General features: G+C 63.3%; 26 protein-coding genes and 1 tRNA gene. 10 read left to right on the forward strand and 17 right to left on the reverse strand.

What is annotated here, in order from left to right; translation table 11 throughout:
- Positions 1 to 2 precede the first annotated feature (2 nt).
- The 3 genes from AC3WTO_RS25030 to AC3WTO_RS25040 all read right to left on the reverse strand — a co-directional run bounded on the left by AC3WTO_RS25030 (position 3) and on the right by AC3WTO_RS25040 (position 2,867).
- Positions 3 to 491, reverse strand: a complete 489-nt coding sequence (locus AC3WTO_RS25030) for an ABZJ_00895 family protein (RefSeq protein ID WP_492463549.1) — start codon at positions 489 to 491, stop codon at positions 3 to 5.
- Between the two features lie 214 nt (positions 492 to 705).
- Entirely contained in the window at positions 706 to 1,608 is a 903-nt protein-coding gene (locus AC3WTO_RS25035) for a S66 peptidase family protein (protein WP_492463548.1), read from the reverse strand.
- A 233-nt stretch (positions 1,609 to 1,841) separates the two neighbouring features.
- On the reverse strand, positions 1,842 to 2,867 hold the full coding sequence (locus AC3WTO_RS25040) for a methyltransferase domain-containing protein (protein ID WP_492463547.1): 1,026 nt from the start codon (positions 2,865 to 2,867) through the stop codon (positions 1,842 to 1,844).
- Positions 2,868 to 3,338: 471 nt separating this feature from the next.
- Here AC3WTO_RS25040 and AC3WTO_RS25045 point away from each other — a divergent pair, with 471 nt between their 5' ends.
- Both AC3WTO_RS25045 and AC3WTO_RS25050 read left to right on the forward strand, forming a co-directional pair.
- Positions 3,339 to 4,349, forward strand: a complete 1,011-nt coding sequence (locus tag AC3WTO_RS25045; protein WP_492463710.1) for a ligase-associated DNA damage response exonuclease — start codon at positions 3,339 to 3,341, stop codon at positions 4,347 to 4,349.
- 415 nt (positions 4,350 to 4,764) lie between these two features.
- A complete protein-coding gene (locus tag AC3WTO_RS25050; RefSeq protein WP_492463546.1) occupies positions 4,765 to 6,360 on the forward strand; it encodes a cisplatin damage response ATP-dependent DNA ligase in 1,596 nt (531 codons plus the stop codon).
- Between the two features lie 49 nt (positions 6,361 to 6,409).
- Here the strand turns inward: AC3WTO_RS25050 and AC3WTO_RS25055 are convergent, their stop codons facing one another.
- Positions 6,410 to 7,495 (reverse strand): hypothetical protein, encoded by a 1,086-nt coding sequence (locus tag AC3WTO_RS25055; RefSeq protein WP_492463545.1) that lies wholly within the window; start codon positions 7,493 to 7,495, stop codon positions 6,410 to 6,412.
- A gap of 269 nt (positions 7,496 to 7,764) precedes the next feature.
- Here AC3WTO_RS25055 and AC3WTO_RS25060 point away from each other — a divergent pair, with 269 nt between their 5' ends.
- Together AC3WTO_RS25060 and AC3WTO_RS25065 are read left to right on the forward strand one after the other, a co-directional pair.
- Positions 7,765 to 8,712 (forward strand): NAD(P)H-dependent flavin oxidoreductase, encoded by a 948-nt coding sequence (locus tag AC3WTO_RS25060; RefSeq protein ID WP_492463544.1) that lies wholly within the window; start codon positions 7,765 to 7,767, stop codon positions 8,710 to 8,712.
- A gap of 221 nt (positions 8,713 to 8,933) precedes the next feature.
- Positions 8,934 to 9,009: transfer RNA gene (locus AC3WTO_RS25065), tRNA-Thr, on the forward strand.
- Between the two features lie 76 nt (positions 9,010 to 9,085).
- Here the strand turns inward: AC3WTO_RS25065 and AC3WTO_RS25070 are convergent.
- Positions 9,086 to 9,178 carry a pyocin activator PrtN family protein gene (locus AC3WTO_RS25070; RefSeq protein ID WP_492463543.1) on the reverse strand — a complete coding sequence of 31 codons (93 nt, stop codon included), beginning with the start codon at positions 9,176 to 9,178 and terminating at the stop codon, positions 9,086 to 9,088.
- Between the two features lie 277 nt (positions 9,179 to 9,455).
- On the opposite strand from AC3WTO_RS25070, the gene AC3WTO_RS25075 reads away from it, so the two are divergent.
- Both AC3WTO_RS25075 and AC3WTO_RS25080 read left to right on the forward strand, forming a co-directional pair.
- On the forward strand, positions 9,456 to 10,229 hold the full coding sequence (locus AC3WTO_RS25075) for a hypothetical protein (protein WP_492463542.1): 774 nt from the start codon (positions 9,456 to 9,458) through the stop codon (positions 10,227 to 10,229).
- 152 nt (positions 10,230 to 10,381) lie between these two features.
- The gene (locus AC3WTO_RS25080) at positions 10,382 to 10,696 is read left to right on the forward strand and encodes a hypothetical protein (RefSeq protein WP_492463541.1); all 315 of its coding nucleotides are present in this window, start codon (positions 10,382 to 10,384) and stop codon (positions 10,694 to 10,696) included.
- A 1,301-nt stretch (positions 10,697 to 11,997) separates the two neighbouring features.
- On the opposite strand, the gene AC3WTO_RS25085 is transcribed toward AC3WTO_RS25080, so the two are convergent.
- On the reverse strand, positions 11,998 to 12,222 hold the full coding sequence (locus AC3WTO_RS25085) for an alkylphosphonate utilization protein (protein ID WP_492463540.1): 225 nt from the start codon (positions 12,220 to 12,222) through the stop codon (positions 11,998 to 12,000).
- Between the two features lie 121 nt (positions 12,223 to 12,343).
- Between AC3WTO_RS25085 and AC3WTO_RS25090 the strand changes: the two genes are divergently transcribed.
- The gene (locus AC3WTO_RS25090; RefSeq protein WP_492463539.1) at positions 12,344 to 12,772 is read left to right on the forward strand and encodes a group III truncated hemoglobin; all 429 of its coding nucleotides are present in this window, start codon (positions 12,344 to 12,346) and stop codon (positions 12,770 to 12,772) included.
- Positions 12,773 to 12,790: 18 nt separating this feature from the next.
- Here AC3WTO_RS25090 and AC3WTO_RS25095 read toward each other — a convergent pair whose 3' ends face one another.
- Both AC3WTO_RS25095 and AC3WTO_RS25100 read right to left on the reverse strand, forming a co-directional pair.
- On the reverse strand, positions 12,791 to 13,273 hold the full coding sequence (locus AC3WTO_RS25095; protein ID WP_492463537.1) for a hypothetical protein: 483 nt from the start codon (positions 13,271 to 13,273) through the stop codon (positions 12,791 to 12,793).
- Between the two features lie 239 nt (positions 13,274 to 13,512).
- The gene (locus AC3WTO_RS25100) at positions 13,513 to 13,929 is read right to left on the reverse strand and encodes a nuclear transport factor 2 family protein (RefSeq protein WP_492463536.1); all 417 of its coding nucleotides are present in this window, start codon (positions 13,927 to 13,929) and stop codon (positions 13,513 to 13,515) included.
- Positions 13,930 to 14,086: 157 nt separating this feature from the next.
- Here AC3WTO_RS25100 and AC3WTO_RS25105 point away from each other — a divergent pair, with 157 nt between their 5' ends.
- Positions 14,087 to 15,097: an alpha/beta hydrolase family protein gene (locus AC3WTO_RS25105; RefSeq protein ID WP_492463535.1), complete on the forward strand. Its 1,011-nt coding sequence runs from the start codon at positions 14,087 to 14,089 to the stop codon at positions 15,095 to 15,097.
- A gap of 114 nt (positions 15,098 to 15,211) precedes the next feature.
- Here the strand turns inward: AC3WTO_RS25105 and AC3WTO_RS25110 are convergent, their stop codons facing one another.
- Entirely contained in the window at positions 15,212 to 16,216 is a 1,005-nt protein-coding gene (locus tag AC3WTO_RS25110) for a helix-turn-helix domain-containing protein (protein ID WP_492463534.1), read from the reverse strand.
- A 94-nt stretch (positions 16,217 to 16,310) separates the two neighbouring features.
- Positions 16,311 to 16,817, reverse strand: a complete 507-nt coding sequence (locus AC3WTO_RS25115; RefSeq protein ID WP_492463533.1) for a hypothetical protein — start codon at positions 16,815 to 16,817, stop codon at positions 16,311 to 16,313.
- Positions 16,818 to 17,613: 796 nt separating this feature from the next.
- Here AC3WTO_RS25115 and AC3WTO_RS25120 point away from each other — a divergent pair.
- Positions 17,614 to 17,748, forward strand: coding sequence for a hypothetical protein (locus tag AC3WTO_RS25120; RefSeq protein ID WP_492463532.1), 135 nt, complete (start codon positions 17,614 to 17,616; stop codon positions 17,746 to 17,748).
- 167 nt (positions 17,749 to 17,915) lie between these two features.
- On the forward strand, positions 17,916 to 18,512 hold the full coding sequence (locus AC3WTO_RS25125; RefSeq protein WP_492463531.1) for an IMPACT family protein: 597 nt from the start codon (positions 17,916 to 17,918) through the stop codon (positions 18,510 to 18,512).
- Between the two features lie 111 nt (positions 18,513 to 18,623).
- Here AC3WTO_RS25125 and AC3WTO_RS25130 read toward each other — a convergent pair whose 3' ends face one another.
- From AC3WTO_RS25130 to AC3WTO_RS25160, 7 genes are all read right to left on the reverse strand, one after another.
- The gene (locus tag AC3WTO_RS25130; protein WP_492463530.1) at positions 18,624 to 19,757 is read right to left on the reverse strand and encodes an FAD-dependent oxidoreductase; all 1,134 of its coding nucleotides are present in this window, start codon (positions 19,755 to 19,757) and stop codon (positions 18,624 to 18,626) included.
- A gap of 39 nt (positions 19,758 to 19,796) precedes the next feature.
- Complete coding sequence (locus tag AC3WTO_RS25135; RefSeq protein ID WP_492463529.1) at positions 19,797 to 20,510, reverse strand: ABC transporter ATP-binding protein; 714 nt, start codon at positions 20,508 to 20,510, stop codon at positions 19,797 to 19,799.
- The gene (locus AC3WTO_RS25140; RefSeq protein ID WP_492463528.1) at positions 20,507 to 21,226 is read right to left on the reverse strand and encodes an ABC transporter ATP-binding protein; all 720 of its coding nucleotides are present in this window, start codon (positions 21,224 to 21,226) and stop codon (positions 20,507 to 20,509) included. Before AC3WTO_RS25140 ends, AC3WTO_RS25135 begins: the two co-directional genes overlap by 4 nt.
- Positions 21,223 to 22,131 carry a branched-chain amino acid ABC transporter permease gene (locus tag AC3WTO_RS25145; protein ID WP_492463527.1) on the reverse strand — a complete coding sequence of 303 codons (909 nt, stop codon included), beginning with the start codon at positions 22,129 to 22,131 and terminating at the stop codon, positions 21,223 to 21,225. The genes AC3WTO_RS25140 and AC3WTO_RS25145 overlap by 4 nt, the downstream gene beginning before the upstream one ends.
- Positions 22,128 to 23,006 carry a branched-chain amino acid ABC transporter permease gene (locus tag AC3WTO_RS25150; protein ID WP_492463526.1) on the reverse strand — a complete coding sequence of 293 codons (879 nt, stop codon included), beginning with the start codon at positions 23,004 to 23,006 and terminating at the stop codon, positions 22,128 to 22,130. The genes AC3WTO_RS25145 and AC3WTO_RS25150 overlap by 4 nt, the downstream gene beginning before the upstream one ends.
- Positions 23,007 to 23,013: 7 nt before the next feature.
- Positions 23,014 to 24,204: an amino acid ABC transporter substrate-binding protein gene (locus AC3WTO_RS25155; protein WP_492463525.1), complete on the reverse strand. Its 1,191-nt coding sequence runs from the start codon at positions 24,202 to 24,204 to the stop codon at positions 23,014 to 23,016.
- A gap of 602 nt (positions 24,205 to 24,806) precedes the next feature.
- Positions 24,807 to 25,394, reverse strand: coding sequence for a TetR/AcrR family transcriptional regulator (locus tag AC3WTO_RS25160; RefSeq protein WP_492463524.1), 588 nt, complete (start codon positions 25,392 to 25,394; stop codon positions 24,807 to 24,809).
- Positions 25,395 to 25,670 lie beyond the last annotated feature (276 nt).

The following is a 25,670-nucleotide window of genomic DNA, read 5'->3' on the forward strand; positions in this document are numbered from 1 at the left end:
CCCTACTTCGCTCGCTCCAGCCGCTTGAGGGCGCTGCGGGCGAGGAAGCCGGCGGAAGCGAAGATGATGACGAAGGTCAGCGCGAAGATCAGTGCGGCCAGCATCAGGGACGTCAGCATTGGCGAGGCGCTGCCGACGGTCAGTTCGCGAATGACCTCCTTCAGCGCGTCCTGTTCGCCTGCCAGGTCGAGCAGCAGGGCAGACAGCGCCTGCAGCGCCGCCGTCACCGCGACCGCGGCGATGGCGCCGAGCGTGGCGAGGCTGAGCCGTTCCGACGACAGCGGCGCGCGCCTGGTATCGGTCGCGAATTTCTGCATGACGAAAGCAAGGCTCGCCATGATGACGATGATGCCCATCGCCGCCGGCGTCTCGAACCGCAGGACCGAGGTCAGCACGACCACGGCGACCTGGCAGAACACGATCATCAGCCCGAACAGCAGCGCATATTTCAACATGCCGACAGGTGTGGCGGTGTCGCTGGAAATGGTCATGCTCGTTCCTGAAAATCCGGTGCTGAAATCTGTGCTTTCCAAAACCGGCTCCTAGAGCATTTTGTAGCCAAGTGGAATCACTTGGCGTTACCAAAATGCGTCGAAAACAAAAACTTAGAGCGTTTCCGCGTTTCCGTGAAAACGGAAACGCTCTATCGATGCAACGACATGCCACAAGCAGGTGGCGCTTTATCCCTTTACGGAGGGGCGCACTTCACTGCATCGCCGCCGCGACGGAAAGCGTTCCGCCGGACGCGTCGAGCACGGCTTCCGTTCCGACCGGCACAGCGACGGGGCTGTCGCCATGCCCGAAGGGCAGGCCGCCCAGGATCGGTACCGCGAGGTGCGCCAGGCGTTCACGCAGCAGTTCCACCACCGTCACTCCCTTGGAACTGGCAAAGCCGGTGAACTGACCGACTGCGACCCCGGCGACGCCGTCGAGCGCGCCGGATTTCAGCAACCGGGTCAGGTTTCGGTCGACATGCCCCAGCCCCTTGTTCACATCCTCGATGAGCAGGATGGCGCCCTTCAGGCTTGGCAACGTCCAGCCCGCCGCCGTGGCGATCATGTCCAGGTTACCGCCGAGCAGGATGCCTTCGGCGCGGCCGCCGGTGGTCAGGACCGATGTCGGCTCATGCGGTTCGGAATGGATGCTCACCGTCCCCGTGGACAGAAGCGCACGCAGGAAGGATTGTTCGGCGCGGTCGCCAAACTGCGCGGCGTCCCAGCAGGCGCCATGAATGCCGGGAACGCCCGCACCGCCCCACATTGCGAGATGCAGGATGGTGATCTCGCTGAATCCGACCAGCGGTTTGGGATCAGCCTGCAAAGCGGCGAAGTCGAGCCCGTCGGCAATGCGGTAGGCGCCCTTGCCGCCGCGCGTCGCAACGATGGCCCGCACCGAGCCGTCGCGAAGCGCCTCGTTGAGATCGCCGAGCCGGTCCTCGTCGCGGCCGGCGAGATAACCATAGTGATCGAAGACGTGCCTGCCGAGTTCGACCCGCAGGCCGTTGCGCTCGAGCACGGCCACCGCCTGACCGACGTCCTGCTCGTCCGGTGTGCTGGCGGGAGAAACGAGACGCACCACATCGCCGGCGCGGAGCACGCGTGGGCGCATGAGGGCGTGGGATTTCAAACCAGAGGACAAATCGGCATCCCTCGCGGGCATTGTTGCCGCAGCCTAGGAGAGTCGACACCTTTCGAGAACTGTGTTCCCTGCGAGGATGACGGAATTCCCCGCTCGCCTAGAGCATTTTTTAGCCAAGTGGAATCACTTGGTGTTACAAAAATGAAAAGAAAACAAAAACTTAGAGCATTTCCGCGTTTCCGTGAAAAACGGAAACGCTCTAGTCACCATCCCTGCCCTTGCTTCCCCGCCACCACGATCAATCCCGCGACCGGTTCGCGGCGGTCCTGGCGGATGACGCGCTGTTCGAGCGACAGCAACGAAAAGCCGTTGGCGGCAAGCACGGCGCGCACATAGGTCTCGGAATGGGCGTAGCGGCGCGACGGCTGCAGGGCGAAGCCGCCGGGTGCGTCGAGCTTTTCGACCGAGAAGGCGAACAGGCCGTCGGTGCTAAGCAGGCCGGCGACGGTGGCGACGATGGTTTCCAGCGCGCCGACATACATGAAGACATCGGCGGCGGTGACGAGATCGGGTGCGGCGCCGGCATAGGTGAACTGCTGCAGATCGGCCTTGCCAAGATGATCATAGACGCCCTTGCGTTCAGCCTTGCGCAACATCTCGGCCGAGATGTCGAAACCTTCGAGGCGCTCGACGATGGGACGCAGCCTTTCGCCCATCAGGCCGGTGCCGCAGCCGAGATCGAGGGCGAGGCGGAAGCGGTGATTACCGCCCGAACTGTCGCCGGCGGGCTTCGCCTCCGGTTGCTTTGCCTCAATCTTTCCCTGCTGGAGAGCGGCGCCTGTGTTCTGCTCTGCCGAGGGCCGTGTGCGGGCCACCGCGCGGATCGCCGCGTCGAGATATTCCGGCACGCGGTAGTCCAGCTTCTCCACCAGCGAGGTGTCGAAATTCGGTGCATACTGGTCGAACAGCGCCTCGACGAAGGCGCTTGGCGGCGCCGAAGCCGGTGGCGTCTTGCCGATCAGCGCCAGTTTGAGCGCAGAACCCGGCCGGTCGGCGGGATCGAGCTTCAGCGCCATCGTCCAGGAGAGCGCGGCAGCATCGAGATCGCCGGCCGCCTCCTGCATTTCGCCGAGCCGGAACCAGCCCAGCGCCCAGTCGGGCGCAAGCTCCACCGCGCCCAGCATCAGCTCGGCGGCATCGGCATAATCCTGCGAGGCGAACAGCGCCTCCGCGTAGTCGGCGCGGCGGTCGGCAAGCAGGTCGCCCGACGAAGCGGGTAGCGGTTTCATGAGAAATCTCCGGCGCGTCGCTTAGCCGTTCCACCCCGTTCCGCGCAAGTCCCTCTTGCCTTCTCCCCTTGTGGGGAGGAGGAGATCGAGCCTCGGCGCGCCTCTATCTCCCCCCTTGTGGGGGAGAAAGCGATTTCAGCATCTTAGCGAGCACGCCTGCAGGGCGGCACAGTCTAAGTGCTAGAAATCGCAAGAGAGGGGATTTTGCAGCCGTGACGTTGGCAATTTGCTTTTCAAGGTACCCTGCTTGAGAATAGAGGGATTCCCACCTGCAAGCCCCTCAGCTGAATATCCCCTCTCTTGGATTTTCTACGACTTAGACTGCGCCGCCCTTTGGGCGTGCTCGCTAAGATCGTGAAAATCCTTTCTCCCCCACACGGGGGGAGATAAGGGCGCGGCCTGCTGACAAATCTGGCAGCAGCCTTGTCAGGAGCATCTTTTATCCGGCGGCCGATGACCTATCCTAAAACCATGCGCCCAAGCGATCTGCTCTGTTCCCGCCCCCAGGGCCTCTATTGCCCGCCCGGCGATTTCTTCATCGATCCGGTCAGCGCGGTCGACCGCGCGCTGATCACGCATGGCCATTCCGACCATGCCCGCTCCGGCCACCGCTCGGTGCTGGCGACGCGCGAGACGCTCGACATCATGGCGCTGCGTTATGGCGCGAATTTCGCCGGCAGCACGCAGGCCGCGCGGCTCGGCGAGACGATCGACCTGAACGGGGTGACCGTCTCCTTCCATCCGGCCGGCCATGTGCTGGGCTCGGCGCAGATCGCGGTGAAACACAATGGGCTGACCATCGTCGCTTCCGGCGACTACAAGCGCCAGGCCGATCCGACCTGCGCCGCCTTCGAGGTGGTGCCGTGCGATGTCTTCATCACCGAAGCGACGTTTGCGCTGCCGGTGTTCCGCCACCCGCCCGCCGAGGACGAGATCGGCAAGCTGCTGCGTTCGGTCGAGCAATTTCCCGAGCGCTCGCATCTGGTCGGCGCCTATGCGCTGGGCAAGGCACAGCGCGTGATGCGGCTGCTGCGCGACGCCGGCTACGACAAGCCGATCTACATCCATGGCGCCATGGCCAAGATCTCCGACTATTATCAAGGCCAGGGCATCGATCTCGGCCAGCTCGAACCGGCGACGGTGGAGAGCGGCACGAAGGCGGACTTTTCCGGCGCCATCGTCATCGGCCCGCCATCGACCTTTGCCGACCGCTGGGCGCGCCGGTTCCCCGACCCGGTCTCCTCCTTCGCCTCGGGCTGGATGCGCATCCGCCAGCGCGCCAAACAGGGCGGCGTCGAACTGCCGCTGATCATCTCCGACCATGGCGACTGGGACGAACTGGCGGCGACCATCAAGGAGACCGGCGCAAACGAGGTCTGGGTCACGCATGGCCGCGAGGAAGCGCTGGTGCGCTGGTGCGAGCTCGAAGGCCTCGCCGCCAAGCCGCTGCATCTCATCGGTTACGAGGATGAGGGGCAATGATGGGCGGCATGACCGCGGGTGCCCTTTTTTCATCCAGCCAACGGCAGCCCCGCAGCTCCATCGGCAATGGTTCAAGAGCGGTCAGCCTGGCCTTGTTCACCGTTCCGGAATGGATCCCCGACACTCGCCGCTCCCTGCGGTCGCTTGCGAGGTCGAGGATGACGAGCTTTCCATGCCTCGTCCAAACCGCAATCGTTAGCGCCCTGGTCAGCGCCGGACCCGGTGTCATCGTCAACGTTGGAGATCGGCGCAGACGCCCCATACCAACCGTCATCCTCGACCGCGTGAGGGAGCGGAGCGACCGAAGAGTGTCGGGTATCCATTCCGGAACGGTGATGTCGCCAAGGCGGTGCAGAACATCGCATGCGACATCCCTGGCCAATCGAGGATGCGGCCATAGGCAGGACCTCCACCCATGAACCGCTTCGCCGAACTGCTCGACCGGCTGGTGCTGACGCCTTCGCGCAACGGCAAGCTGAAACTGCTGACCGACTATTTCCGCAGCGTCGAGGACCCCGACCGCGGCTATGCGCTGGCGGCGATCACCGGCGATCTTTCCATCGCGGCGGTGAAACCGGCCATGCTGCGCGCGCTGGTCACCGAGCGCATGGATCCGGTGCTGTTCGGCTATTCCTACGACTATGTCGGCGACCTTGCCGAGACCGTCTCGCTGGTCTGGCCGGCCGACCCGGCTATGCGCGCCAACCATGTGCCGACGCTGGGCGAGGTGGTCGCAAGGCTGCAGGCGGCCAGCCGCTCCGATGCGCGACACGTGCTGGCGCGCCTGCTCGACAGCGCCGGCATCTCGGCGCGCTTTGCCATCATCAAGCTGGTCACCGGCGGCCTGCGCATCGGCGTGTCGGCGAGGCTCGCCAAGCAGGCGGTGGCCGATCTCGGCCCGGTCGACGTCAGCGAGATCGAGGAGCTGTGGCATGGGCTGACGCCGCCCTACAGCGAGCTGTTCGCCTGGCTGGAAGGCAAGGCAGCCAAGCCCGAGCGCGCCGCCAAGGCGCTGTTTCGGCCGGTCATGCTGGCGCATCCGGTCGAGGACAAGGATTTCGAGAAGCTGGAGCCTGCCGACTACGCCGCCGAATGGAAGTGGGACGGCATCCGCGTGCAGGCGGCATCGGAAGGCGGCATCCGCCGGCTCTATTCGCGCACTGGCGAGGACGTCGCCGGCGCCTTCCCCGACCTCACCGACGCCATCGACTTCGATGCCGTGCTGGACGGCGAACTGCTGGTTGGTTCGCCTGGCGCCACCGGCAGCTTCTCCGACCTGCAGCAGCGGCTGAACCGCAAGAGCGTGTCGCCGAAGATCCAGGCGCAGTACCCCGCCTTCATGCGCTGCTACGACCTGTTGCAGTTGGGCGGCGAAGACCTGCGCGCCTTGCCGTTCCGCGAACGGCGCGCCCGGCTGGAAGACTTCCTCAAGACGCTCGACCCTTCCCGTTTCGACCTGTCGCCCTTCGTGGCGTTCGAGAGCTGGGCGGAACTGGAGACCAGCCGCAGCAACCCGCCGCATCCGATCATCGAAGGCGTCATGCTGAAGCGCTGGGATTCGGCTTACGTCGCCGGCCGGCCGAAAGGCCCGTGGTTCAAGTGGAAACGCGACCCGCACACGGTGGACGCGGTGCTGATGTATGCCCAGCGCGGCCACGGCAAGCGCTCCTCCTTCTATTCCGATTACACTTTCGGGGTCTGGTCGGGCCCTGAAGGAGCCGAAGAGCTGGTGCCGGTCGGCAAGGCCTATTTCGGTTTCACCGACGAGGAGCTGAAGCAGATCGACAAATATGTGCGCGACAACACCATCGAACGCTTCGGCCCGGTGCGCTCGGTGCGCGCCGACCGCAGCGCCGGCCTGGTGCTGGAAGTCGCCTTCGAAGGCCTCAACCGCTCGACCCGACACAAATCCGGCGTCGCCATGCGCTTCCCCCGCATCTCCCGCCTGCGCTGGGACAAGCCGTCGGCCGAAGCGGATCGGATCGAGACGCTGCAGGCATTGCTGGATTGAGGGGACGGCGCGACTTCTATCTCCCCCGCAAGGGGGGAGATAAGCCCCCCTACTCCGTCACCGACACCCGGATCTCGTAGATGTCGACAGACTTGCCCTGCTTGTCGAAGTCGGAGTTGATGGCGATGGTGCCGGCGGAGCCGGGGCGCTTGGCGGGCATCTGCACGTCGAACAGATATTCGTTGCGCTGGTTGCCGACGGCGTAGCGCTTGCGGCCGCAGTCGCCCAGTTCGCCGAAATTGCAGTCGACCGACATCTGCGTTTCCTTGCCGTCCTGGGCGCGGGCGATGATGTCGAACACGGCATGCTTGCCGGCGATCTGTTCCAGCACGCCCTGGCCGACATCGAAGGAAACCGCAGAACCCGAGGCACCCGAGGTGACGCGGATGAAGGCGCCGGAATCGTCCTTCATCACTTCGGCCTTCGCATCCGAAGGGGTGGCGACCTGCGCCGGGTTGGCCGGCGAGAACACGCTGATCCAGTTGCGGTTCTGGGTCTCGCTGGAAAGCTTCGGCTTACCCTCTGGCTCATAGTCCTCGTCAGACACGGTCGGCGTCGGCGCGGGCGGCTGGCCGAGCTGCTCGCTGGTCTTGAAGGCGTTGGACTGCATCGCCCACCAAACGCCAATGCCGGCGAGCGCCAGCAACGTCACGCCGAAGAACATCGCCGTCAGCGGCAGGCGGCGGCCGATGCGACGCTTGTCGCGCTCCGGCGTCACCTGCGGGCTGCCGGCAAGGGCGATCTCCGCCGCCGAGGGCGGCAAGGCGCCTTCGGGAATGATGTCGGGCACCACCGGCAGCACACGCGAGCGCGGTGCATCCGCTCCGGGTGCCGTTCCAAGCGACGGCTCGACACGACCGCCGGTCTGGTTCGGTGCTGCGGCCGACGGCGCGCCGATATCGACCTCGGGCGCCACGCCCGGCACCGCCGGCAGGAATTCCGATTCGATCTCGGCGATCTTGGCCTGCATCGACTTGCGGCGCTTCATCGCCACCTCGACGGTAACGTTGGGATTGGCCAGCAAGGCGCGGTCGAGCGCGGCAAAAGCCGAACGGTAGACCCGCTCGCGGAATGCGCGATCGTCGGGGTTGCCTTTTTCGAAGGCGTTGCGGATCGCCTTTTCGATCGGGTCCAAATCGATTTCCTTCCGGGCGGCGGTCACATTTTGCTGATGGTTAGCCGTCGGAACACGATCAATCAACGGTCGGCTGCTGCCATTTGCCTCTAAGCGGTGCCTATTATTCGCATTTTTGCCGCCGACCGTGGCTTTAGGGAAGCAACATTTCTGGGGTGAACACCATCCCGACAAAAAATCGGCGCCAGTTTTCGAGCGATTGCAGAGGCGTCAGCCTTGCGCTATGAAATTGACGTTTACGGAAACGTCAATGCCAAGGGAGGCGCAACGTGGCGCTGCCAGAGATCCTCACCAAGAATGTCCGCATCCCGGTGGTCGGCTCGCCGCTGTTCATCATCTCGCATCCGCCGCTGGTGCTGGCGCAGTGCAAGGCCGGCATCGTCGGTGCGTTTCCGGCGCTGAATGCACGACCCGAAGCGCAGCTCGACGACTGGCTGGCCGAGATCACCGAGGAACTCGCCCGCCACGACGCCGCCAATCCCGAACGGCCTTCGGCGCCCTTCGCGGTCAACCAGATCGTGCACAAGAGCAACGGCCGGCTCGAGCACGATCTCAAGCTCTGCGTGAAATACAAGGTGCCGGTGGTGATCACCTCGCTGGGTGCGGTCGAGGAAGTGAACCATGCCGTGCATTCCTACGGCGGCATCGTGCTGCACGACATCATCCATGACCGCCATGCCAGGAAGGCGATCGAAAAGGGCGCCGACGGGCTGATCGCCGTGGCAGCCGGCGCCGGTGGCCATGCCGGGACGCTGTCGCCCTTCGCGCTGGTGCAGGAAATCCGGCAATGGTTCGACGGGCCGCTGCTTCTGTCGGGCGCCATCGCCCATGGCGGCGCGGTGCTGGCGGCGCAGGCGATGGGCGCCGACATGGCCTATATCGGCTCCCCCTTCATCGCCACCGAAGAGGCGCGCGCCTCCGACGGCTACAAGGAGATGATCGTCGAGTCCAAGGCGGCCGACATCGTCTATTCCAACCTGTTCACCGGCGTGCACGGCAACTACCTGAAAGGCTCGATCCGCGCCCAGGGCCTCGACCCCGACAACCTGCCGGTCTCCGATCCGACCAAGATGGATTTCGGCAGCGCCAAGGCGTGGAAGGAGATCTGGGGCTGCGGCCAGGGCATCGGCGCCGTCGACAGGATCATGCCGGCGGCCGAACTGGTCGAGCGGCTGGTGCGCGAATACGAGGTGGCGAAGACAAGGCTGGCGGCATAGGGCGACACAAAGCGCGCACATTTAGTCCGGATACCGATCGTCGGCGCCGCCCTCGCGTCAAAAAGATGTGTGCGCATGCCAGCCGACAAGGAGAGAAGGAAACAGTCACCGCGCTATCGCACCGGCGAAGCCTTTCCCATAAATTCAGCGACGACCCATCTTGAATTTGCCGAGGCTTGCGGCTATCACGCAGCCATCTTCGCGGGTTTCCAGCCCGTCGGGCCGCTTTAGCTCAGTCGGTAGAGCACATCATTCGTAATGATGGGGTCGCGTGTTCGAGTCACGCAAGCGGCACCACTTCCCAATCAGAAGCACAGTAAATTCAAAATATTACTGATTTTCGATAATCACCGGTCCACCCTTTAGTCCACCTTCATTGTTCCGCTGGATGGTCACGGCAAACCGTCTCGATCGGGATCACCGCCGTTGCGCCGTATTGCGCCATGAGTAGGAACGCGGTGTTCATTCAGTACCCTCGCGTGCCATATCGATCCCAATATTTCCCATCCGCAATATACCGGACATGAAGCTCAGCGCCCAGCGCAACCAGATCCGCCCAGATTAACGCCGCCAACAGGCCGTAGCAGCGCAGATTGGACTAGGACAAACATCGCTAGCGAATCGATCAAAGATCATGCCCATATGTGACCGTTTCAGACTGCGGGCCTTGGGATATGCTGCGACTTTCCTCGAACACTATAAACGCCTTAAGTCTCATTTCTGGCTGTAGGTCGGAGTGGAAGATGTGGGTTCAGTTGCTGCGGAACGCAGATCGCCTTGGGATCGCCCCTCCCGATCTATCGCTGGATTCTAGGGCACAATTCCTGAGAAGCTGCCAGATTCTTGAGCAAGCGGCGTCCGAGCTCGGTTTTGGTGCTTCAAAGGCAGCTGCTGAAAGAGCTTTCAAGGAAGGCCTACAGCTTTTGGCCGCACCGATCGGGCACGACGCACATCGACTGGATCAAGTCGTCAGCTTAGTCACGCAGCTCCTTCAGGTGTTCGGTGATGAAATGCAAGGTTTGAGCTTGTTCACCCTGCCGCCGAAGCATGCTTTGTACTTTTCGGACGAGGCGCATTTTGGTCAGGCGGTGGAAGATGCCTTCCCCTCCGCATCCTTTGACATCGGGGAGGCCGCCAAATGTAGGGCCGTTGGGCGGTGGACGGCCAGTGTGATGCACCTCATGAGGGTGTTGGAGGCTGGTCTTGCTGTTTTGGCTCAGCACTACGGCATTCCAGCGGACGCAAACTGGAACCAGACGCTCAATCAGATTGAGACGAAGACCCGTGAAATTGGTAGACGAACTCACGGAGCCGATGCAGAGCAATGGGCTGCTGAGGCGGCGACGTATCTTCGCGGGGTTAAGAACGCGTGGCGCAACCACGCGATGCATCCAAAGCAGAGTTATGATGAAGAGCGGTGTGTTGCCATCTTTGATAGTGCGGCGTCGTTCATGAAGCACCTTGCCACGCACCTATCGGAAAGCGACCTCCTTGAGGATCTGTCAATCAGGTCTTGAACAGCCTTTGAGAGCGCCTTGAACGTTTTGTTTGCGACAGGCGTCGTTGCTCTAAAACCGGGCATCAAAAATTCAAAACTGCGCGACGCGCTACAGCCTCACTACAGCGCTACCGGAATGTGGTTACATTCCCTCGGGATGGGGGGCGATAGATGATCAAATTGCTGACTGGGTTGTTCCTGTTGGGCTGCGTGCAGTCGGCGACAGCTTCTAGACTTGATTTTGAATGCAGCGACTATAGGCCCTTGCTCGCAAACGATGAAGTGAGGCGACCCGAGCCACCCGCATGCGCATCAAGCGGGTTCGAATTTGCGGGCGATCATGATTTCTCCTCCTGCCGGAGCGAGATGGAGGAATATCGCCGCAAGATAAATGGCTATGGTGACTGTCTTGCAAGCGAGCAAAGACAGGCGGTCGAGCAATTCAATGAGACCGTTGAGCGATTCAATCAGAAGGCTGCGAACTGACATCAGCCCGTGGCGGAAGCGCAGCGTTGTTACCAGCAGAAGGTGAGACGCTCTGGCGCGGTTACATTGCTTCACTGACACATTACCCGTCGATTGGAAGTCTGGACCGCGCGCAAGTGGCCCTCAAGGCCGCACGCATGGCGCGACAGGAGGGGAAATAGAAAGGGGGGAGGAGTTGCGCGGCGCCAACACGTGATTCGTGCACAGACAATCCACAGGGCTGTGGAAAACCGGTTGTGTTATGCCCAAAAGATTCGATTTCTGTCGTTGACTCTCATCAAATAATTGATATATGCGATTCTGACTCGGCAAATATGCTTTTAAATCAATAGTTTATGGAGTGCAAGAAATGCGAATTTCGCATTTTCCGTGGAGTCGACACACGACACTCCCTTGACCAACCCCTAAAAATTGGCTTACGAAACTCAAGTGGGATGAATTCCACAAAAAAAGAGCCCCGCAAATGCGGGGCTAAGTAGTGCTAACGACTCGGGGTTAGATGGCCGTGCCAGGCCATTTTCTACAGTGGGAAACAACGTGTTCCCACTGCCCCAGTCGGAACCGCCAGTATTCAATGACTGATACCGGTCGGTGGATTGGGCATGCAATGCGCATGGCCTCCTCCTTCCTTTTCAGGCAACGAGGGTTTGCCACCCCTCCGACGGCTCGTCCGCCGAAGCTCGTTACCCCTCCATCAATGACGGGCCGAACAACACGGAAGGACACGCAGAGCGATTCCCAGACTCCTGAATAATGGTGAATCGGCGAGCGATCAAGTGCAACAACTAGAGGATGAGCCTGTTTCGCCCGGGAATGGCCTCTGGCGGCTGATAAAGGCGGGACTGTGGGGAGGCGCTATTCTGACCAAAAGCGCCGTACGGGGCTCTATGTGGCGCACACAGTCCATCTAGAATTTCCGCTCAACTCCTATCGAACGTTCTCACCGGCCCATTCATGAAGCGGGCGAATACGAGCCAACAAAACAGCTGAGACGCGTTGAGCGCGTCACAGAGCATTGCAGTCTACAAGTTCGCGCTCCCAGGCAACTTTGATGGGTCACAAAAATCCTGTGTCGCCACCTGACAAACGCCCCGTGCGTGAATTCGACGCCGAAGCCTGGGTAGGGGAACCCGATCGAAGGACGTACCAGAAATACTAGTAGGTGCGCTTCAAGCTTCTGCTTGCGATCGTGCTGATAGTTGCAGGTGGGATGGCTCTTGGGTTGCTCCTGGCGCTCGTCGCCGGGCTGATCTTGCATCTGTTTTCGTAAAAGAGCGTGATGCGGCCGCCACTTTCGCAGCCTAGGCCTTCTTGACGAACTCGGTCCTCAGCACCAGGCCCTTGACCTGTTTGGTGTTGGCTTCGATCTCGCCGGGATTGCCGTTCAGGCGGATGTTCTTGACCAGCGTGCCGCGCTTGATGGTTTCGGACGTCCCCTTGACATTCAGGTCCTTGATCAGCGTGACGGAATCGCCGTCATTCAGCTGAGCGCCATTGCTGTCGCGCACCACCACATCGTCGCTCATACCGCCATCTCCAGATTGCGCCCCCGCACTACACAGTCAGACAGGGCAAGCCAAGCTGCTCCAACCCGCTGTGACAATATGCAAAATGCGGGCAAACGCCCGCGGGGCTAGACTGCAGGGCATGAGCAGCGACAATCCCCTGACCGACCCCGGCATCGCGCACCCGGATATAGACGAGGCGCTGATCGCCCGTCTTGTGCGCACCTTCTACGAGCGCGCCCGGGCGGATGCGCTGATCGGCCCGATCTTTGCCGAAGCGGTGCATGACTGGGACGAGCATATCGCCAACATCACTGCCTTCTGGTCGTCGGTGACCTTGCGCAGCGGCCGATACAATGGCCGCCCGATGCGGCCGCATCTGACGCTGCCGCTCGAAAACGAACATTTCGACCGCTGGCTGGCGCTGTTCGAAGCCACCGCGCAGGAGCTTTGCTCGCCGGGTGCGGCAAACGCCTTCATCATCCGGGCACGCCGGATCGCCGACAGTTTCGAAATGGCGATCGGCACGCAGCGCGGCGAAATCCGCCGCCCGCGTCATTCGCGCATGTGACCCGGCAGACCATCGGCCTCAGGGTTTCAGCGTCACCTTGAACCGGCCGTCGCGGATCGTTGTCTTGCCGCCCTTCGATTCCAGGTCGGCGGAGAAAGTGCCCTCGACGGCGCCGTCATCGGCCCTGGTGATCTTCAGCACCGCCGGCTGGTTGGACGCGCCGTCGATGCGGAACTGGTCATCGCCGCGGAGAAACTCGATGCAGGGGCTGTCAAAGCCGCAGTCGCGTGTCAGCGCCTGTTCCTGCAGCGACTTGGCATCGAACTGCAGCTTCAGGAAAGAGAGGTGGGTATCGCCGGGCTGCACCGAAGGCGTCGTCTGAACCAGGAACACCTTGCCGAGCTCCATGCCGATCAGGCCGGCTTCCGATGCCGACCAGTCCTTGTCGCCGATCCGGGCGCTGACGCCGTCATTGGACTGCGCCATGGACCCGACCATCGGCACGACAGCCATCACGGAGACAGCGGCCAATACGGCAAGAATTCTGCTGCAGAAAGACATTCGATCCACGCTCCATGATCGACAATCAAACCGCCCGCGCGGACCATATCGGCGGGCTCCGGGAGCGGCAATCGGCGATTCCGGCGATGGCCAAGTCTGGCGACAGCAGCTGCCAAACTGCCCGTCGCCGCGACTGTTGACGGCTCGATTGCGACCGACCGAACCCAAAAGACGCGCTCGGAACAGGAACAGGGATCCGCGGCGGTGAAGCGCGCTGCGCGATAACCCGCCGGTACCGGTCAGACGGCCGCGGCGATGGCTGCCGTGTCATGGTAGAAGGGCGTGCCGTCGAGCAGCAGTCCGTCCCTGAAACGCAGCACTTCGGCGAAAGGCTGCTGGATGACGGCGCCGGTGGCGCGCGCGGTGAGTTTCAGCGTGCAGGACATGAAGACGGTGTCCTCGACACGGGCAGCCGTCATGTCCGCGACCGCCATGTCGCTCCAGACTTCGCTCATACGAGCGAGCAGGCCGGCTATGCCTTCCAGGCCCTTCCAGTCGCCGGCATAAGGCAGGGAGGCGGGTTCATGGACGACGACATCGGCGTGGAAAGCCCTGGCGAGGCTGGCAATATCCCTGGTGTCCGAGTTCACAAATCCCAGCTCGACTTCGAACATGCGCTCGAGCAGCGGCATGGCATCGGTGCAATCACAGCTCATTTTCAGGCGGGCTCCATCATCGTTTTGCGCAGGATGTGTGACGGCCGGGCCAGCTTGTCGCCACCCGTTTCCCGCTGAGGACCTTGATCGCGATCCAGGTCGCAGCGCGGCGCTCCATGACCGCAGAACCGTCGCGTTCAATCATGGAGCTTTCCCAATGCACTGTCTGAAAATCGCATTCCTGGCCTGCCTGACCGCCTTTCCGGCGCAGGCTTCCATCGGCTTCCGGCATTTCGAAGTGTCGCAGGAGCGCACCCTCGACGTCGCCGTCTGGTACCCGTCCGATGCAACCGGCACGCCGGTCGTCCAGGGCGAGGATGACAGTTTCATCCTGCAGCCGGCCCTGCCCGATGCCGCCATCGCGCCGGGACGCCACCCGCTGGTGGTGCTCTCGCATGGCTATGGCGGCAACTGGACGAACCAGGACTGGCTGGCGGCCGACCTGGTGCGGCAAGGTTATGTCGTGGTCGCCGCCAACCATCCCGGCACGACTTCGTCCAACATGGACCCCGCCATCGGCGCACGCTTGTGGGAACGGCCGCGCGACGTCTCGGCGCTGCTCGACAGGATGACCACCGATCCGGTCTGGGCGGGCGCCATCGACGCTGGCCGCATTGCCGCCATCGGCCATTCGCTCGGCGGCTGGACGATCACCGAACTGGCCGGCGGCCGTTTCAACCCCGAGGCTTTCGAGACGGATTGCCGCGCGCACCAGGAACTCGCCGCCTGCACGGGTTATGCCGAACTCGGCGTCGGCCAGGACGAGACGTCGCGGCAGGCACTGCGGCAGTCGCTGCGGGATCCGCGCATCAGGGCCTCCGTGACGCTCGATGCCGCCGCCACGCGCGGCTTCTCTCCGGAAAGCCTGGCCGGCGTGCGGATCCCGATGCTGGTGATCGCGGCCGGGACGCCGGTTCGCGACCTGCCGGCGGCACTGGAATCGCACCACATGGCCGGCCTGCTGCCGGCGGCGACGACGCGTTATGTCGAGATCGCCGATGCTGTGCACTACAGCTTCCTGCCGGTCTGCGTCGCGGGTGCTGCCCGACACCTGAGCGGACCCAACGCCACCATCTGCGACGACCATGGCGACCGCGAAACCGTCCACCGCAAGGCGAGCGCCGAAATCCGGGACTTCCTGGCCAAGGTGTTTCAGGCGAGAGACTGATGTCATTCTTGGAACGCCTCAATCGCCGGCGCGGCCCATCCGGGCCGCTTGGCTTCGCGCCAACGGGCGCGGCGCCCAAGAACACAGTCGATTGGCGCGCGCTCCAACGGTCGTTCAATGACCGTTGGTCTGCCCCTGCCGGAGCGAGCGGCGGTAGTCGCTCGGGTTCTGGCCGGTGACGCGCAGGAACTCGCGGTTGAAGTTGGACTTGGTCTGGAAACCGGCTTCGAACATGATCTCGGTCACCGGCGCGGCGGTTTCGGCAAGCAGCCGCCGCGCTTCCTCGACCCGGTATTCGTTGACGACCTGCGAGACGTTGCGGCCATGCACGCGGTTGACCGCCGCCGAGATGTGCCGGGCGGGAATGCCGGCGCGGCGCGACAGCCGGTCGAGCGTGAGGTTGGGATCGCGGTAGAGCTTGCGCTCGCGCATCAGCCTGTCGATGGTGGCCAGCACCTGGGCATCGTCTTGCGGCGCGCCATCGGCGGCACGCCGGGGCTGATCGTCCGCCACGGATTCGGCCGGCACGCGGCTGCGACCGGCGACGGCCGCCGCATAGCCGATGACGACCAGCAGGACGATGTTGGCGAAGCCGACGATGCGCGCCGCGCCGGCATCGCTGTCGAGGGCGATGGCGACCTCGACCAGCGCGCCGAAGATGAACAGGGCACCCACCGCCAGCATGGCGCGGCTGGCCGCCGCTGCATCACCGAAACGGGCGCTGTGCAAGCCGTCCGCCCCCTGCCGCGCCGTCCATAGAAGCGCTGCGCCATAGCCGCAAAAGGCGACGATCAAGACGAGATCGATCGGGTCGGACCAGGCCGCAACCAGCGCAGCGACGACCACCACCGGGATGGCATGCGGCCAGCGCCGGATGTCAGGCCGGCGCAGTTCGGCAAACCCCAGCCAGGCCAGCGGCGGCAAGGCGGCCGCGAGGATGGGCTGGACCAGATGCGCCGCCGGCCAATCGTAGTTCCAGCGCAGGCCGAGCACGACCGCCTGCACCGCACACAGCGCGACGAACAGCGTCAGCGGCGCGCGCGCACCTTGCCCGGACATGCGCGCAAGCAGCACGACCAGCAGCAAGGCGGTTACGAAAGGCAATGGAATTGCCGGCATCGCTTGATCCGAAAGCGCAACGCAAAAGCGGCGCGGGTGTTGGAGCTTTCCGGGATGCAAACCCCGACGAAATCTGGAATGCGTTCCGTGCGGCTTAGCCCCACAACAAAACGATTGGCGAGGCGAGGAACAGGACCAATGCCAACATCCACCTGCCGCGGCCGTAGCTTTGAACCTCCGACAGCGGTAGCCATTGGCGAACAACAAAGTAACCGGCGGCAATGATGGCGCTGTAGACAACGGACCACATAAAAACCCGCCAGCCACCGCCAAACAAGCCGATAGCCAGTCCGAATCCGGTGAGAGCGCCGAGCACACCATAGCCAACATCGAGCATGAGCACGGTCGTTGCCGAGAACGGGCGCCAAAGGCCGGGAAACGCGATGACAATCGCTGCCGTCAGCAGCCAGATGCTGATTATGGCCTGGAGTGTGGAAGATTGCGCAATGGACGTCGCCACGTTCAGCAGATGATCCGGCGCGGAAAGCCGCAACGACTTCGCTATCCAGTTGATCAATGCTGCCCAGAACCACAGAACGAAGGCGCACGCGGCAAAGATGGCGAAGTTGCCGGCCGAACGTTTCGCGATGTCATTCAGCATTTGCTTCCTCCGCTGGCCCGAAACCGATCCTGTTGTATGGCTCAAACGCCTATCACCCCGCGAACGCTTCGAACAGCTTGTCGCCAGGATCGCTCAGGGTCGCTGTCGCGCTCCTGCGGCAGGCCGCTCAAGCGGATCCGCTCGATCTTGGCCGTCAGGACAGCGATCGAGTCGTCGGAGACAGAACTCGTTTGAAGAACTTCCAGATGCCGAAGCCAAGCCCGCTCGGTCATTGCTGATCTCGGGGCGGAGCGTGTCGTTTCGATATGCCGAAGCACCAAGAGCAGACGGAAGGAACAACGGCTTGACACCCGCGTTTGGTGTGAAGGCTCTTGTAACACCTTTGAGACTATACCATGATTAAGCGAGCCCATGATCCTTCGGATGGGCTAACTCGGACCTATAAGATGCGTTTCGCTGCACCTGCCGTAAAGGACGCTAACGTCCAATTCCCTCCGCGTCCTCCAAAGGGGCCTGCGGACTTGGATGCGTTGCGCAAAGAAACAATGGGGCGCTACCCGAAGATCCGAGCCGAACTTGCCAAGTGAGCCTTATTGGTTCCCAGTTGAGCAGGCCATTCTCGTAAACCAAGATGAAGTAGCTGAAACCGGCGAATCCCATGCCATTCTGGACATGGGAAAACTGGAATCGGCATTTGGTCGGCCGAAAAATCACTTCGTGTATACGGTGACAATGATGTTCTGCGTCTTGCCGTAATCCTGATGCTCGGCATTGCCCGGCGCATGCCTTCGAGCAAGGGAACAAGCGTACAGCATGGACGTGCGGAATGATGTTCATGGCGCTCAACGGCTACGTCCTAAACTGGGATCATGAAGCTGTGGCCGAGGAGTTCGTCAAACTGGTCAATCATGAGATCACGATTGACCGGTTCGAAGAGCAGATCGTCTACTTCATTCACGATAGCGATTGACTGCGACGCCCAATTGAACTTTTCCTCAGTATGGTCGGCGTGACTTCCACGCCAAGTGTGAAACTCAGTCTTCGGATTGAGCAGCAAGCAGACAATCCGAAAGTGCCGTCTAGGCCTGCACGGCCATCGGCCTTGAAGCGCAGCAGCAAGCGCCGCTACATGGCGGCATGAGCAACCTCAGCACTTTGGTCGCGACCGTCACGTCACGGCAGGAGATCAAGAAGAGCCGTTTCATTGCCGTCGCCGGCCCTGTGCCGGATGAGGCCACGGCAAAGGACTTCATCGCGGCGCATTCCGACCAGACCGCGAACCACAATTGCTGGGCGTGGCGGATCGGACAGGCCTATCGGTTCAGCGATGACGGGGAACCCAGCGGCACGGCGGGCAAGCCGATGCTGCAGGCGATCGACGGTCAAGCACTCGACCGCGTCGCCGTCGTCGTCACGCGGTGGTTCGGTGGCGTGCTGCTCGGCAGCGGCGGCCTGATTAGGGCATATGGCGGCACCGCGGCCATGTGCCTGCGAGAGGCCGAAAAGATGCCGCTCGTCGATACGATCAAGGCGTCGGTTCGGTGCGGGTTCGGCGACCTGGCCCATCTGCGGGCGCGGCTGGAGGCGGTACCTGGCGTGCAGATCCGCAGCCAGGCATTCATCGAGACCGGGGCGGAACTGTCCGTCCTGGTCCCGAAGGGCGAGGCTGAGGACATGGCGCGCATGGTCGCGGATCTGACGAGCGGCCGGGCAGCGTTCAGACTTGATGACTAGCTGCGCTGTTGCGCAAGACAGGTTACCCGACTGGTTGCAACAACATGCGCCGGCGCCTCGGCTTTCCGCCAGCCGGGATTGGCGTCGCGGGTCTTGCCAGGGACTGCTGCCCTAGGCTCCGGTCGGCTGGCTCCGCGCCGCGCGCAGCAGTTCGGAGCGCACCCAGGGGTCGGCCATGGCGCTTGGAACGGCGCGGGCGCGGACGTCGTCCGGCAAGGTCGAGACTTCGCCATAGAGGCAGGACCAGCGCTGGCAGTGTTCGGCGAGCGGGCGCTCGGTGCGTTCCCATGCCGCCAGTCGGGCGGGAATGTCGCGTGAGTCGGTGAGGCCTTGCATGTGGGCGGCCAGCGCCAGCGCGCTCTGCATGGCCATGCCGCCGCCCTGGCCGAGATTTGGCGGCTGGGCGTGCGCAGCGTCGCCCAGGATCGCGGCGTGGCCGGCCGACCAGGATTTCACGGTGACGATGCTGTAGGGGCTCCAGGCCAGCACATCGCCGATGCGGTCGATGAGATGCGACCAGGCGGGGAAGGAGGCGCGCCAGGTCGCCTTGTCGAGCGGGTAAGCCCTGCCCTTCTCGTCCGTGTCCTGGCAGGTCAGCGCCAGATAGATCCGGCCTCCGGCCAGCGGGGTGATCAGGAAGCGCCGCATGCCGGACCAGCATTCGATGTATTTGTCGGCGCCGCCGGCGCCGAGATCTTCGATGCCGCCTTCGATGATGGTGCGGATCGCACCCTCCGTCGTCTGCTGGTGGCCGAGCTCCAGGCCGAGCGCCTTGCGGATCGGCGACCACACGCCATCGGCGCCGATGACGAGATCGCCCTGTACCGAGCGCCTGTTGGCGAAGAGCAGTTCGCCCTGCGCGCCGGCGCCGATCACCTCCTGGCCGGTGCGGATCTCGACGCCTGCCTTTTCGGCAGCACCTTTCAGACCCTCGAGCAGATCGCGTCGGTGCAGGGTGACCAGCCGCACCTGCGGCGGCAGGCCGCCATCGTCGAGGACTGCGTTGTCGTGGCCGCGCTGCTCCATGGCGTGGCCACGATAGGCGTTCTTCGACAGCGCGCCCAAACCCAGCGCCTCGAGGATGCGCAGGCCGTTCTCCCAGATATAAATGCCGGCACCGGATGCCCTGAGCTCGGCCTGCCGTTCGAAGACGGTGACGTTCCAGCCGCGCTGCGCCAGCGCGGTTGCCGCCGTCAGTCCCGCGAAGCCCGCGCCGGCGATGAGCGCCGTTGGTTTGCCTGCCATCTTTTCCTCCTCCTGCCGCACGCCTGCGGCCGTGCCTCGTCACATGCCGAAATAGCGGCGCTTTACTTCCGGATCGTCGACCAGCTGGTGCGCCGGTCCCGACAGCGTCACGATGCCGTTTTCGATGATGTAGCCATGGTCGGCGGTCTCGAGCGCGAGCTTCGAATTCTGCTCCGACAACAGAACCGTGTAGCCGTCGGCGCGCAGCTGGCCGATGATCTCGAACACCTTCTTGACCATGATCGGGGCGAGCCCCAGCGTCGGCTCGTCGAGCAGGATCAGCCGCGGCTTCGCCATCAGACTGCGGCCGATGGCGAGCATCTGCTGTTCGCCGCCGGACATCGAGCCAGCCAGCTGCCGGCGCCGCTCCTTCAATCTCGGGAACTGATGGTAGATTTCCTCCAGCCGCCCGAGCGCGCCGCCATGGGCACGCGGCACGACCGCACCGAGCCTGAGATTCTGCTCGACCGTCAGCGCGGCGAACACCATTCGCCCCTCCGGCACCAGGGCAATGCCGCCGTCGACACGGCTGTGCGATGGGCTCCTGGAGATATCGGCGCCGTCATAAACGATCGCGCCGCTGCTGGCCCGGATCAAGCCGAGGATCGTCTTCATCAGCGTGGTCTTGCCGGCGCCGTTGGGACCGACCAGCGCGGTGATCGAACCCGGCTCGACGCCGAGGCTGATGTCACGCAGGATCACCACCGGACCGTAGCCGGCGGACAGGCCCTTGATGTCGAGCAGCGCCGTCATCCGAAATACACCTTCACGACGTTCTCATCGGTGACGATCTGCTGCGGCGGCCCCATGGCGATGGGCACGCCGTGGTCGAGCACCAGAATGCGATCGGACAGGTTCATCAGCGCGCCCATGACATGCTCGATGATGAGGATGGTGAGGCCGCGCTCCTGCCGCAGCCGAAACAGCGTCGCAGTCATTTCGGCGACCTCCGTCGCGGTCAGGCCGGCCATGACCTCGTCGAGCAGCACCAGCCTGGCGCCGGTCGCCAGCGCACGCGCGATCTCCAGCCGTTTCTGGTTGGACAGGGTCAGGCTTGCCGCGAGCTGGTCTGCAAGCGGCGCGAGGCCGACATCCTCCAGCGCCCGCCGTCCGGCCAGCGTTGCATCCGCCAGCCGGTGCGTGCGCGCCGCGCCGTACATGGCCGAGACGATGACGTTGTCGAGCACGCTGAGATTGCCGAAAGGGCGCACGATCTGGAACGTGCGGCCAAGGCCGAGGCGGCAGATCTGGTCGGGCCGCTGCCCGGCCAGAGGCTTGCCGGCGAAACTGATCGAGCCGCCGTTCGGCCGGATCTGGCCGGCGATGACACCGAACAGGGTCGTCTTGCCGGCGCCGTTGGCGCCCATCAGGCCGAAGATGGTGCCTTCGTCGACCGTGAAGCAGACATCCTGCAGCGCCTTCAGCCCGCCGAACTGCTTGCAGACGTTCTTGACATCGAGGATGGTCATCGGCGTTTCAGCCCCTTGTTCACAAGGCCGGCAAGACCCTGCGGAACGAACAGGATGAAGACGATGAGCAAGGCCCCCAGGATCATCATGTAGGCCTGCGGGAAACGCGCCCACAGAAGCTCCGACAGGATGACAAGGAACAGGGTTCCGAGCAGCGGCCCCGACACCCGGCCGAGCCCGCCAACGATGGCTGTGGTGACGATGGTGAAGGACACTGCCGGATCGAAGGCCTGGTCGGCGGCAAAATAGCTGGTGCGCAACACCAGAAGCCCGCCGACGATGCCAGGAATGATCGCGGAGGCGATGAAGGCGAACAGCTTCAGCCGCGTCACCGGCACGCCGATGGCTTCCGCCGCAACCTCGTTTTCGCGGATGGCGGCGAGCCCGCGGCCGAAGCGGGACTGTGCGGTCCAGGCGGCGAGCGCTGTGGCGATCACCGCGAGCGCCAGCATGGCGTAGTACAGCTCTTCCAGCGACGGCGCGTCGAAGATCATGCGGCTGAACTGGCCGAGCCGGGTTTCGACGAGCATGACGACGTTCTTGACCAGCTCGGCGAAACCGAAGGTCAGGATGACGAAATACGGCCCCTTGACGCGCAGCACCGGCAACCCGACCACCAGTGCCAGCAGGCCGGCGGCCGCGCCCGACAGCGCCAGCGCATAAGGCACCGGCATCCAGTCCAGGCAGACGACCAGCACATAGGCACCCATGCCGTAGAACACGGCATGGCCGAGCGAGATGTAGCCCGTCGTCGCCGACAGCAGCGACCAGCTCTGGATGAGAGCGATCCACATGGCGACGATGAAGGCCACGCCCAGCCAGTATTCGGAGCCGAGCTGCGGCACCAGCGCCATCAGGGCGGCCACCACGGCGAAGGCGGCGATCAGGAATGACTTGCCGGTCATCGTGCCTGCACCGCCTTGCCGAACAGGCCCTGCGGGCGCAGCAGAAGCACGCCGACGAAGATGCCGTAAATGAGGATCGACCTGTAGGTAGCCGAGGTCAGCGCGACGCCGAAGGTCTCGATGAAACCGAGCACGAAGCCCGCAGCAATGCCGGCGGCGATGTTGCCGAGCCCGCCCATGATGACGACGACGAAGGCGGCGATGGTGAAAGGAAAGCCCATGAAGGGCGTGATCTGCTGCGTCATCGAGACCAGCACGCCGGCAACGCCGGCAATGGCGAAGCCGGCGCAGATCGAGATCATTTGCACATGCTCGACATTGACGCCGACCACGGCGGCGGCATCCTTGCGTTCGATGACGGCAAGCAGGCTCCAGCCGGCGACGTGGAAGCGCAGGAAGGCGAGCGCGCCGAGCGTGATGGCAGCGGCGACGCCGAGCAGCAACAGCATGCTGCCGGTTGCCGACACACCGGCGAACGTATGGACCCCGTCGAGGAACTGGTAGCCGCGCGACGTCGCGCTGAAGGCCAGCGAGGCGCCGTTCTGCAGGATCACCGACAGGCCATAGAAGATGATCAGCGAATTGGCTTCCAGCCGCTGCGCCAGCGCCGGCGAACCGAGCTGGCGTTTCAGGAGCACGACATAGACCAGGAAGCCGAACGCCGCGCACAGCACCGTGGTGGTGGCCAGCGACACGACCGGCGAGATGCCGAGCAGCGTGAACGACCAGAACGCCGTGTAGGCGCCGATCATGACCAGGTCGCCATGCGCGATGTTGAGCAGCCGCAGCGACCCATAGACGAGGTTCAGGCCAAGCGCGACAAGCGCATAGAGCGCGCCGGAAACGACCGCCGCGAACAACAGTTGCTGGAACATGGGCCTCTCACCAGCCCGTCTTCGGCCTGAAGTCTCTGGTCTTGATCTGCTCCGGCCAGACCAGTTCGAGGCTGCCGTCCTGGATCTGCAGGAAGGAGGTCGGCGTCGTGGTGTTCTGGACGCCGTCGAACTTGACCGGCCCATTGATGGTGTCGAAGGTCACTGATGCGATCGTCTCGCGCAGCTTCTCCCTGTCGAGGCCGGCCGTGGCCACCGCCTGCTGCAGGATCTCCATCGACATGAAGGACAGCACGCTGTCGAGTGCGTCGGGCGCTTCCTTGTATTTGGCGAGATAGGCGTCAAAGAACGGTCTGGCCTTCGGCCATTTGCTCTGGTTGGGCGACCAGTGGCCGACCGTCACCATGTTGTTGGCGCCGGTGCCGAAAGCCTGCTGATAGGCCTGGATCGTCGGACCGATCAGCGACAGCACGAACGGCGCCTTGACGTTGAGCTGCTTGGCCTGGGTGGCGAACAGGAAGGTGTCCGACGGATAGCTCAGCACGATGAAGGCATCGGGATTGGACTGGCTGGCGCCGCTGATCAGCGTCGTCATGTCCTTGATGTCTGGCGGGAAGTCCTCGTTGGCGACCAGCTTGATGCCGTTCTTCTCAAGCGCCGGCAAAAGGTAGGTCTTGATCTCCTGTGCCAGCGGCAGAACGTTGGCGAAAACGGCCGCCGTCTTGACGTTCTCCCTGGCCATGAAAGCGGCGAGCTCCTCGCCGACCTTGTCGGGTATGACGGCTGTGGGGAACCAGATATAGCCGGGCTTCACTTCGCGCAGTTTCACGGAAGCGGCGGTGTTGCCAACCATCGGGAATTTGTGCCTGGCCAGCACCGGCGCGATCGCAAGGTGGATCGGCGTGCTCCAGGGCGCGGCCAGCAGGTCGACCTTGTCCTGCGTGATCAGCTTCTCGTAGATGCGCACCGCATTGGCCGGGTTGGACTGATCGTCATAGCTGACGAACTCGACAGGGCGGCGCTGGCCACCGCCGATGTCGAGCCCACCGGCGGCGTTGACCTGATCCTTCCAGAGTTCATAGGCGTTGACCTGCGAGGGTGCGGCCTGCGCGAACAGCCCGGTCAGGCACATGGAATAGCCGATGCGCAGCGGGGCGTCCGCGGCCAGCGCGAGGCGTGTCGTCACCGGGGCCAGTGCGGCAGCGGCCAGGAACGTCCTGCGGCTTATCGTGAAAGTCATATGTCCTCCTCCGGCGCGTCTTGTGCGCTGCCTTCCCATGCCCCTCAATGAGGCTGTTCCCAGTCATTGCCCGGTGCGTGTTCACACTCTTGAACGAATGACGTTCTTTTATGAAGGATGATATCGCCAGACGTGTCAATAGCGAATTACGTTCTTTTATAGAGGGGTGTTTCGCGACGCTGAGGTGGCCGGATGGACGTGTCGGCGCGAGGGGACGAAGCGGGCGCGGACCACCGGAATCAGTGCAGGCATGTGATGGCGGGGCTGTTCTGGACCGCTGCGCTTTCGTCGGCGTTCCGGAATGGATCCCCGACACTCTCCAGTCGCTTCGCTCCCTGCGAGGTCGAGGATGACGGGCTTCCATTGCCGCGCCCAGATCGCGGACGCTTGTGCCGGCAATCACACCAGCTGAGGACGCTGAGGCCAATGCAGTCAGGAACGTCGGCGTCGTCACCAGCGTTGCAGATTAGCCTAGACGCCCCCCACCCTCGTCATCCTCGACCTCGGAGGGAGCGAAGCAACCGGAGAGTGTCGGGGATCCATTCCGGAACCTCGGCGCAGGCACAGCGGTCGAGAACAGCCCGGCTCCGGCGGCCCGATGTCTAGCTGCCAACCAGCATCCCCACCAGCGCGTCCTCGACATCGGCCGTGTTGGCGGTGCTTTCATTGGCGGCGCGCTGCGATTTCACGCGCATGGCGACGCCGTCGAAGGTCAGCATGAGCAGATGGGCGAAGGCGCGTAGCCGCGGGTCCTGCGGCGTGTAGCCGTCCAGCGCATCGCAGACGATCTGCACGATCTTGTTCTCGGCCCAATGCAGCAGGTCCGGCTTGTATTTGTCCTTGGGCATGACGATGGCCAAGCCCTCCATCAGGGCCGAGGTGTAGCCGGTCTTGTCGTCGGCGATGTCGTTGAGCAGGCCGCTGACGAGGCGCTGGATCTTGCGCTCCGGCGTCTTCAGCCGCGCCACGGCGCGCTCCAGCGCCAGCATCTGCGCTTCGAACCAGGGCGTGTAGATGGTGAAATAGATCTGCAGCTTGGATTCGAAATAGACATAGACGTTGGACGGCGCGATGCCGGCGCCCTTGGCGATTTTGGCGACCGTGGTGTCCATGTAGCTGGTCATGGCGATCTGCGACGCCGCCGATGTGAGGATCGCCTGCCGAACCGATTCATTCTTGACGCGGGCCAAGGGCACCCCTCTCAACAGATTTGCGCACTGGAGCGTTTCCGTTTTCACGGAAACGCTCCAGCTCTTTGTTTTTACGCAATTCCGGACGGAAAACCGTTACACACTTTTCCTGGAATTGCTCTACGCTTAAGCGCGGAATCCACGGCGGTCAAACGGCCAGCCGACAAATCGACAGGCCAGCGCGGTCGACGGATCTCTGCCTCAAAAAAGAATGATATTCTCTATTGACACAAGCCGGCTTCGACTCTTTTCATAAAAGAACGCCATTCGTTATAA

Source organism: Mesorhizobium sp. EU05-FHT14A09 (genome assembly GCF_058790995.1).

Bases quoted from the DNA above. Each gene is read 5' to 3' on its own strand.
- AC3WTO_RS25030 (WP_492463549.1), bottom strand. From the start codon at position 491: ATGACCATTTCCAGCGACACCGCCACACCTGTCGGCATGTTGAAATAT.
- AC3WTO_RS25035 (WP_492463548.1), bottom strand. From the start codon at position 1,608: ATGCGCCCACGCGTGCTCCGCGCCGGCGATGTGGTGCGTCTCGTTTCT.
- AC3WTO_RS25040 (WP_492463547.1), bottom strand. From the start codon at position 2,867: ATGAAACCGCTACCCGCTTCGTCGGGCGACCTGCTTGCCGACCGCCGC.
- AC3WTO_RS25045 (WP_492463710.1), top strand. From the start codon at position 3,339: ATGCGCCCAAGCGATCTGCTCTGTTCCCGCCCCCAGGGCCTCTATTGC.
- AC3WTO_RS25050 (WP_492463546.1), top strand. From the start codon at position 4,765: ATGAACCGCTTCGCCGAACTGCTCGACCGGCTGGTGCTGACGCCTTCG.
- AC3WTO_RS25070 (WP_492463543.1), bottom strand. From the start codon at position 9,178: ATGAACACCGCGTTCCTACTCATGGCGCAATACGGCGCAACGGCGGTG.
- AC3WTO_RS25075 (WP_492463542.1), top strand. From the start codon at position 9,456: ATGTGGGTTCAGTTGCTGCGGAACGCAGATCGCCTTGGGATCGCCCCT.
- AC3WTO_RS25080 (WP_492463541.1), top strand. From the start codon at position 10,382: ATGATCAAATTGCTGACTGGGTTGTTCCTGTTGGGCTGCGTGCAGTCG.
- AC3WTO_RS25085 (WP_492463540.1), bottom strand. From the start codon at position 12,222: ATGAGCGACGATGTGGTGGTGCGCGACAGCAATGGCGCTCAGCTGAAT.
- AC3WTO_RS25090 (WP_492463539.1), top strand. From the start codon at position 12,344: ATGAGCAGCGACAATCCCCTGACCGACCCCGGCATCGCGCACCCGGAT.
- AC3WTO_RS25095 (WP_492463537.1), bottom strand. From the start codon at position 13,273: ATGTCTTTCTGCAGCAGAATTCTTGCCGTATTGGCCGCTGTCTCCGTG.
- AC3WTO_RS25100 (WP_492463536.1), bottom strand. From the start codon at position 13,929: ATGAGCTGTGATTGCACCGATGCCATGCCGCTGCTCGAGCGCATGTTC.
- AC3WTO_RS25105 (WP_492463535.1), top strand. From the start codon at position 14,087: ATGCACTGTCTGAAAATCGCATTCCTGGCCTGCCTGACCGCCTTTCCG.
- AC3WTO_RS25110 (WP_492463534.1), bottom strand. From the start codon at position 16,216: ATGCCGGCAATTCCATTGCCTTTCGTAACCGCCTTGCTGCTGGTCGTG.
- AC3WTO_RS25115 (WP_492463533.1), bottom strand. From the start codon at position 16,817: ATGCTGAATGACATCGCGAAACGTTCGGCCGGCAACTTCGCCATCTTT.
- AC3WTO_RS25120 (WP_492463532.1), top strand. From the start codon at position 17,614: ATGGCGCTCAACGGCTACGTCCTAAACTGGGATCATGAAGCTGTGGCC.
- AC3WTO_RS25125 (WP_492463531.1), top strand. From the start codon at position 17,916: ATGAGCAACCTCAGCACTTTGGTCGCGACCGTCACGTCACGGCAGGAG.
- AC3WTO_RS25130 (WP_492463530.1), bottom strand. From the start codon at position 19,757: ATGGCAGGCAAACCAACGGCGCTCATCGCCGGCGCGGGCTTCGCGGGA.
- AC3WTO_RS25135 (WP_492463529.1), bottom strand. From the start codon at position 20,510: ATGACGGCGCTGCTCGACATCAAGGGCCTGTCCGCCGGCTACGGTCCG.
- AC3WTO_RS25140 (WP_492463528.1), bottom strand. From the start codon at position 21,226: ATGACCATCCTCGATGTCAAGAACGTCTGCAAGCAGTTCGGCGGGCTG.
- AC3WTO_RS25145 (WP_492463527.1), bottom strand. From the start codon at position 22,131: ATGACCGGCAAGTCATTCCTGATCGCCGCCTTCGCCGTGGTGGCCGCC.
- AC3WTO_RS25150 (WP_492463526.1), bottom strand. From the start codon at position 23,006: ATGTTCCAGCAACTGTTGTTCGCGGCGGTCGTTTCCGGCGCGCTCTAT.
- AC3WTO_RS25155 (WP_492463525.1), bottom strand. From the start codon at position 24,204: ATGACTTTCACGATAAGCCGCAGGACGTTCCTGGCCGCTGCCGCACTG.